General features: G+C 59.5%; 4 protein-coding genes and 2 pseudogenes. 4 read left to right on the top strand and 2 right to left on the bottom strand.

Features of this window, described 5'->3' with window-relative positions; translation table 11 throughout:
- Together SJH88_RS18245 and SJH88_RS18250 are read left to right on the top strand one after the other, a co-directional pair.
- Positions 1-544 (top strand): annotated as a pseudogene (locus SJH88_RS18245) (bifunctional Delta(1)-pyrroline-2-carboxylate/Delta(1)-piperideine-2-carboxylate reductase); the annotation flags it as partial.
- A gap of 846 nt (positions 545-1,390) precedes the next feature.
- Positions 1,391-2,563, top strand: a complete 1,173-nt coding sequence (locus SJH88_RS18250) for an MFS transporter (RefSeq protein WP_274755289.1) — start codon at positions 1,391-1,393, stop codon at positions 2,561-2,563.
- Between the two features lie 102 nt (positions 2,564-2,665).
- On the opposite strand, the gene SJH88_RS18255 is transcribed toward SJH88_RS18250, so the two are convergent.
- Complete coding sequence (locus tag SJH88_RS18255) at positions 2,666-3,046, bottom strand: RidA family protein (protein ID WP_274755290.1); 381 nt, start codon at positions 3,044-3,046, stop codon at positions 2,666-2,668.
- 828 nt (positions 3,047-3,874) lie between these two features.
- Here SJH88_RS18255 and SJH88_RS18260 point away from each other — a divergent pair.
- Both SJH88_RS18260 and SJH88_RS18265 read left to right on the top strand, forming a co-directional pair.
- Positions 3,875-4,606, top strand: coding sequence for a phospholipase D family protein (locus tag SJH88_RS18260; RefSeq protein WP_274755291.1), 732 nt, complete (start codon positions 3,875-3,877; stop codon positions 4,604-4,606).
- Positions 4,607-4,608: 2 nt separating this feature from the next.
- Positions 4,609-5,511, top strand: coding sequence for a sce7726 family protein (locus SJH88_RS18265; RefSeq protein WP_274755292.1), 903 nt, complete (start codon positions 4,609-4,611; stop codon positions 5,509-5,511).
- A 4-nt stretch (positions 5,512-5,515) separates the two neighbouring features.
- On the opposite strand, the pseudogene SJH88_RS18270 reads toward SJH88_RS18265, so the two are convergent.
- A pseudogene (locus tag SJH88_RS18270) lies at positions 5,516-5,636 on the bottom strand (IS481 family transposase); the annotation flags it as partial.

The raw sequence follows: 5,636 nt of genomic DNA on the forward strand, positions 1-5,636 counted from the left end.
CGGCCGTGTTGCCCGCCTGCTGCCTGCGGCCTACCGCTGCGTGCGCGCGCTGGACACGGTGGAGGTCTGGAGCCGCAGCCCCGCCAGCGCCCAGGCCCTGGTCGACGACCTACGTGCCCAGGGCCTGCCGACACAGCACGCGCCCGACCTGGAAGCCGCCGTGCGCCGCGCCGACATCGTCAGCTGCGCCACCCTGTCCACCGCCCCGCTGATCCAGGGCGCCTGGCTGCAGCCGGGCACGCACCTGGATCTGATCGGCAGCTTCACCCCCGCCATGCGCGAAAGCGATGGCGCGTGCCTGCGCCGCGCCACCGTGTTCACCGACACCACCGAGGCCCTGCTCAAGGCCGGGGACCTGCTGGGTGCCATCGCCGAAGGCGCCTGGTCGACAGACCGGCTGGCCGCCACGCTGGAGCAGCTGTGCCGCCAGCAACACCCCGGCCGCCGCAGCGCGGACGAGATCACCCTGTTCAAATCCGTGGGCAGCGCGCTGGAGGACCTGGCCGCCGCCTGCCTGGCCTACGACGGCTTCTGCGCCGGCTGAGCCCACGCCAGACCGCCCCAGCCTAGCGCTCCAGCACTGCGCGCCCTAGCTTCGGGGCTGCAGGGCGAAGCCCCCTGCCCCAGCCTCGCCACGCCAGTGCCTGGGTGAGACCTGGCAGGCACACAGAAGCCACCAGACAGCCCCAGTTTGACGATCTGGCGGCTTGCCCCCTCGGCCCAACCTCCAGCCCGGCTGGCGGGCAAGCCGCACCAAGGGCAATGGGCTCCACGCACCAAGGTGCGGTGCTGCTGCCTGGCAGCCTGCCCAGCGATCGGCATGGCCCCACAGCGGACGACAGCCCCAAACACCCGGCGGCGACAGCACTGCCGCCTTCAAGCGCACCTGGGTTGCACCACCACGACCACCACGCCGAGACCTGCATCGTGTGCGGGCAAGCTGCTGCCGAGCACGCAGCGGGCCATCCCTCTGCCTCCGCCGCTGTGCCTGCCGCGATGCCATAGCAGCAGTCCCCATGCAGATAAACGCCGTGCGTTGTGCGTTGTGCGTTGTGCTCTGTGCTCTGTGCGCTGTGCGCTGTGCGCTGTGCGCTGTGCGCTGTGCGCTGTGCGCTGTGCGTTGGGCCCAGCATCACCGCACCATCCGTCTTATCGTGGCCTAGCCCAGCAACGACGCGCGTGAACAGCTCTGTTTTTGCGCATGCCGCATGCATGTCCACAGGTTGGCTCTGGCTCAAGCAGAGATTACAGGCTGCAGTAACCCATCAGCGCTGTCACCGTGCCAGCCCATTGCCGCCATGCCAACACCCGGCCCCCGCCCTGTCCCCGTGTGTACCGGCGCGCACCCTCGCAACGGCTACCATGCGGTCACCGCTTGCCCGCACCCGCCATGGCCCCGCCCTCCCAACGCCGCGTCGTCCTCACCCTCGGTCTGGCCCAGACCCTGGCCTGGGCCTCCACCTACTACCTGCCCGCCATGCTGGCCGCCCCCATGGCGGCCGACCTGGGGCTGGCCACGCCCACGGTGTTTGCCGCCTTTTCCCTGGCGCTGGGGGTGGCCGCGCTGGCCGGGCCGCACGTCGGCCAGGCCATGGACCGCTGGGGCGGGCGCGCCATCCTGGCGGCCACCAGTGTGCTGTTTGCCGCCAGCCTGGTGGCCCTGGGCCATGCGCAGGGCCTGTGGTCGCTGCTGCTGGCCTGGTGCGGCCTGGGCCTGGGCATTGCCAGCGGTCTGTACGAAGCGGCCTTTGCCACCGTGGTGCGCCTGTACGGGCAGCAGGCGCGCAAGGCCATCACCGGCATCACCTTGCTGGCCGGCTTTGCCAGCACCGTCGGCTGGCCGCTGACGCACTGGATGCAGCTGCACTGGGGCTGGCGCAGCACCTGCTGGGTCTGGGCCGGCGTGCACCTGGTCCTCTGCCTGCCGCTGTACCTGTCCCTGCCCAGCGACCGGCAGGCGCCCACGCCCGCACCAGCACCCACGGCGGAGCCTGACGGCGCACCACGCCCCCGGCTCGATCTGCGCACCGGCCTGCTGGCCCTGGTGTTTGCGACCTCGGGCTTTATCAGCAGCGCCATGGCCGCGCACCTGCCGGCGCTGCTGCAGGCCTGTGGCATCGCGGCCGGGCTGGCCCTGACGGTGGGTATGCTGATGGGTCCGGCCCAGGTGGCCGCGCGCCTGCTGGAGTTCAGCCTGCTGCGCCACCTGCCGCCGCTGGTCAACGCCCGGCTGGCGACCGTGCTGCACCCCGTGGGCGCTGCCCTGCTGTTGCTGCTGGGACCGCCCGGGGCGCTGCTGTTTGGCGTGCTGCACGGCGCGGGCAACGGCATGCTGACGATTGCCCGGGGCACGTTGCCGCTGCAACTGTTTGGCCCCCAGGGCTATGGCCACCGCCAGGGCCTGCTGCAAGGCCCGGCGCGCGTGGCCCAGGCGCTGGCCCCGTGGCTGTTTGGCGTGGCACTGACGCAGTGGCAGGGCCAGGCCCTGTGGCTGTCGGCTGCGCTGGGCCTGCTGTCCGTGGCCGCCCTGCTGGTGCTGTCGCGTCACATGGCCAAGGACTGAGGGCACCGCCCCTGCTGCGCACCGCCTGCGCCACCAGGGCTTTCAAATCCATAGCTGCTAGCGCTTTCTGGGCATGCACACAAGCCCATTTTTATGCCGAACTCAGACCGCGGCGATTTGCGCGGCGGTGACGATGACCTCGATGCGGTAGTCCGGGTTGATGGCCGGCGCAATCACCGTCGCACGCGGCGGCGTGTGCCCGGGCACGATCCAGGCATCCCACACCGCGTTCATTGCTGCAATGTCCTGCGCCTCGCGGATGAAGATCTGGCACATCAGGATGTGGGCCTTGCTGCTGCCAGCCTCGTTCAGCAGGCGCTCCACATGGCCCAGCACCTCTTCGGTCTGCACGCGCATGTCGGCGCCGGGATTGTTCTCGGGGATCTGCCCCGCCAGATAGACGGTGCCGTGGTGGATGGCGATTTCAGACAGGCGGACACCAACGTGGTGGCGGGTGACGGGGCCGGAGTGGGAGATGGTCATCGTTGAATGCGCCGCTACGATGGCGGCGAGGTGGGTGCTTGACGAAAGTGCCAAGGGTAAAGCGATTTGGCGTGCCGGATAAATTGGCCGTATTCAGGGCGTTGGGGCCAGGTGGGACGGGCACTGCCAGCTATGGCTTTTTGTAGCTGCTAGCTGCCCCACCTCTCAATGCAGCCGTCGGGTGTTCTCCCTATCAGGCATGTGACGGGCAGGCACACCCTTGTTGGTGGCTGCGCCTGCCGTAGCTTCTGGGCAAATGGCCGGGATTTCACCCCAGCGGGTGCGTCGTCTGGGTTTGGCTTCGCTCCCAGGCAAGTGCCCCAAAAAGGCGAGCCTGGCAGGCTGTCCGGCAGAACTCGCGGCGCGCCTGTGGCGCTGCGCTCACACAGCCGCCGGAAATCAGAAGAACCTCCACGCCGTGCGCAACGTTGGCGCGCACACCGGTGGCGCTGCGCTTTTTCACTGCCACATGCTGCATCACGCAGCGGGTTTGCTTCGCCGGCCGGCCGCAGCGGCGCTGCGAAACAGGTCGGCGTGGCATGCGGGCAGGCGATCACTGCGCGCCTTGGCACAGGCGCTGAGGACGGCCAGGACAGCGCAGTCCATGGAGGTGTCAGGCGGCCCCATATTTTGATAGCTGGTAGCGCTTACTGGATAAGGGCCAGAGGCCGATTTCCTTTCAAACCCCAAATAGACCCATTCACATTGCGCGGCGAATGCAAAACCGCTCGTCACCTTTCCTTACAAATACAACGCCCTGCTTCGCAATACATAGCAGTCTTCCTAGACTCGTCTGTAGGAAAAATCTTTCACTGCAAGCGAGGCAGCATGGCCAAGTTTCTCAACACCTCCGCCACCAATTACTTCCTGGAAGAACTCATCAAGGGCGCCAAAGACCGGCTGGTGCTGATCAGCCCCTTTCTCAAGCTCAACGACCGCATGAAAGAGCTGCTGGAGGACAAGAACCGCCTGAAGATCGACGTGCGCATCGTATACGGCAAAAGCGAGTTGCAGCCGCAGGAAATTGAATGGCTCAAGGCGCAAAGCTATATCCGCACCAGCTTTTGCAAAAACCTGCACGCCAAGTGCTACCTGAACGAGTCCGACGCCATCGTCACCAGCCTGAACCTCTACGAGTTCAGCCAGATCAATAACAACGAAATGGGCATCCTCATCCGCCGCGAGGACGATGCCGAACTCTACAAAGACACCTACGAAGAAGCGCAACGCATCATCCGCATCAGCGATGAAGTGCGCATCAGCATGGAACGTGTCAGCACCGTGGACGAAGCCACCGCCACCAGCGACAGCGCCGACGCCACCGACGACGAAGCCCGCCCCAACGGCAACGGCCCGCAAAAACTCTCCACCTCCCGCATCGCCCAAAAGCACGGCATGAAAACGGGCGAATGGCTGGCCAAGGCCGTGGCGGTGCAATTGCTGACTTCAGAAAACGGGCGCCATTACCTCACTCCAGCGGCCAAGCAAGCTGGGATTGAGTTTGTGGCGAAGTCCAAGTTTGGGCCTTATTTTTTGTGGCCTGAGGATTTCATCTTTTAAAAATGGATATTTTATTTAAAAAAATTTTTAGTAAAAGTTTCATCCGTACTCTTTTAAACAAAGGTATTCCTGATGAATCTTTAAAAACTATTGAAATAATAAATAAAGATTTAGATCGACCAAGTAGCGATACCCTTTTTGATTTCTTCGAAAACTGTTTTCTTGAATTATCTAAAGACAAGAACAGAATTGAATATTTCTACAAAAATACTCTAATTAACAAATATATTTTTGGGACTCACAATCCAAAAACAAGCACTGTCATTCATGAATTAAGCATTAATAAAAGCAAAGCAGATATAGCACTAATAACAAAAAGAACTTTCTCAATATTCGAAATAAAATCAGAGAGAGACTCTTTGTCAAAATTAAAAAATCAAATTGATGATTATTTTAAAGTCTGTCCTTTAGTTTATGTAATAAGTGCTGAAAAACATATAAGCAAAATATTAGAAGTCACAAACAGTAACACTGGAATTTTACTTTGCTCAAGAAATAATCAAATAACCAAAATAAGAGAAGCAGAAATTTATAAAGATCAAATCATCAAAAAAGAGTTTGTAAAAATATTCAACAAAGCAGAATCTTTAGCAATAATTAAAGATTTAAAAAAAACAAATTTCGCACAATATAACTTAACTCACATTCATGAAGAAATATCTTCATATGAATATTTTGAAATATTGAAATCATATCTAAAAATTGCTATTTCATCAAGAAATATAAATAGCAAAAATATTTTATTTGAAAATTGGCCTCCATCGCTTTACTCATTCTTAACTTCAACAAAATTAACGTCATCCGAGATAAAAAACTTTAAAAGAAATTTATTTACACCAATAAACCATTTAGAGAAGGAGCAAAAATATGACATATCTAAGCTACTACAGAGCAAAACAGAATGAACTACTAGCTGTCGGGTCCCGGATGATTACGCACGTTCTTGACGAATAAATCAGGAGCTTTCATCTTCCATTTTTTGAGTGCTTGGACTGGGGCTTCATGCCCCAGTGCCTTTTGTGGCAAGTGG

The sequence above is a fragment of the Comamonas sp. GCA5 genome (assembly GCF_036541385.1).
Classification (GTDB): domain Bacteria; phylum Pseudomonadota; class Gammaproteobacteria; order Burkholderiales; family Burkholderiaceae_C; genus Comamonas; species Comamonas aquatica.